This window comes from Streptomyces sp. NPDC050704 (assembly GCF_040654355.1).
Lineage (GTDB): Bacteria > Actinomycetota > Actinomycetes > Streptomycetales > Streptomycetaceae > Streptomyces.
Genome location: NZ_JBFAHW010000265.1, coordinates 1 through 1997, shown reverse-complemented (window position 1 = coordinate 1997; position 1997 = coordinate 1). Strand labels below are relative to the sequence as shown.

Below are 1997 nucleotides of genomic sequence, written 5' to 3'. Positions count from 1 at the left end.
GTGGCGGGCAGCCGCAGGCCGGTGGCCGTGTTCAGCCGGTTGCGCAGCTCCGTCGCCGTCAGCGAGTCGAACCCCAGGTCCTTGAACGGCCGGTCCGAGGTGAGGTCGTCCGGGGACGCGTGTCCGAGGACCGCCGCGGCGTGTTCGCGTACCAGGTCTGCCAGGACGTCCTGGCGTTCGACATCGGTCAGCCGGCCGAGGCTGTCCCTGAGCCGGGCAGCGGCGGTCTCGTCGGTACCCGCCCCGTCCGCGGTCGCGTCCTGGCCCCGCAGGGCGCGGGCGGCCTCGGGGATCTCCTCGATCAGCGGACGCCGACGGGCCAGGGCGTAGACGGGGGCGAACCGCTGCCAGTCCATGTCGGTGACGGCGAGGGTGGTCTCGTCGTGTTCGACGGCTTCCCGCATGACACCGATGGCCAGTTCGGGCTGCATCTGCCGTACGCCCATCCGCTCCAACTGGCCCGCGACGGCCTCGGAGCCCTGGAGCATGCCACCGCCGGCCCAGCCGCCCCAGGCGAGCGAAGTGGCGGAGAGTCCGCGGGTACGGCGTTGCTGGGCAAGGCCGTCGAGGAACGCGTTCGCGGCGGCATACGTGCCGTTGCCCGCGCTGCCCCACACGGCCGCGCCCGACGAGAAGAGCACGAACGCGTCGAGGTCCAGGCCGGCGGTGAGCTCGTCCAGGTGACGGGCTCCGTCCACCTTGGCCGCGGTGCCGTCCGTCAGTTCCGCCGCTTCGATGGACAGTACGTCGGAGAAGGTCGCCACTCCGGCGGCGTGGACGACGGCGGTCAGCGGGGTCTCCTGCGGAACGTCCCCCAGCACGGCGGCCAACGCCTCCCGGTCGGAAACATCACACGCCACGAACGTCACACCGGCACCAAGAGCCCGCAACTCCCCCGCCAGCACATCGGCCCCCGGAGCCGCCGCACCCCGACGACTCGTCAACAGCAAATGCTCCGCCCCCTCGGCGGCCAACCACCGCGCCACATGCGCACCCACACCACCCGTACCACCCGTCACCAAAACCGTCCCCCGCGGCTTCCACGCACGCACCGGACCACGCCCCGCCAACGGCGCCCGCACCAACCGCCGGACGAAGACGCCGGACTCACGCAGGGCGATCTGATCCTCGCCGCTTCCCGTGGCGGCGAGGACGGCCGCCAGCAGTCGGCCGGTGTGCTCGGTCCAGCGGGTGGGCAGGTCGACGAGGCCGCCCCACCAGTCGGGGTGCTCCAGTCCGACCACCGGGCCGAGTCCCCACAGCTGCGCGGCCTCCGGGTGTACCTCGTCCCCGGAGGTGACGGCGGCCGCCGCCTCGGTCAGCCACCACACGGGGGCCCCCACCCCGGTGGCGTCGAGCTCTTTCAGTAGGGCGACGGCTTCGTCGAGGGAGCCGGGCGAGGCGACCACACCCGCGTAGTCACCGGGTACGGCCCGCACGGAGACATCGACCCGCGCGCCGGCGGACCGCAAGGCTTCGGCGACCTGTTCATCGGGCGAGATCAACAGCCAACGCCCCGACAGCGGCGCGTCCTCGGCGGCCGCGCTCCGGCGCCAGACGACGCGATAGCGCCAGTCGTCCACGGCCCGGCCGGCAGCACCGGCGACCGAGATCGTCTCGGGCCAGTAGCGCTGGTGTTGGAAGGCGTAGGTGGGCAGATCCACCGGCCGGGCACCGCTCCCGGCGAACCACTCCCGCCAGTCGACCGAGGCCCCGTGCACATACGCCTCGCCCAGCGACAACAACAGCCGCTCCAAGCCGCCCTCACCGCGCCGCAGCGTGCCGGTCACCGCCACCTCACGCCCCACCGCCTCCGCCGTCTCCTGCACCGCGGACGTCAACACCGGATGCGGACTGATCTCGACGAACCCCCGGTGTCCGGCTTCGATCAGACCGGTGACGGTGGGTTCGAGGCGGACGGTGGACCGTAGATTCCGGTACCAGTACCCGGCGTCCAGGACCGTCGTGTCGAACCGGTCCGCGGTGACCGTGGAATA

1 protein-coding gene is annotated in these 1997 nt (G+C 72.5%); it reads right to left on the bottom strand.

Features of this window, described 5'->3' with window-relative positions; genetic code table 11:
• Positions 1 to 1997 (bottom strand): type I polyketide synthase (locus AB0I18_RS51960; RefSeq protein WP_363112878.1); only part of this gene is annotated, 1997 nt, incomplete at both ends.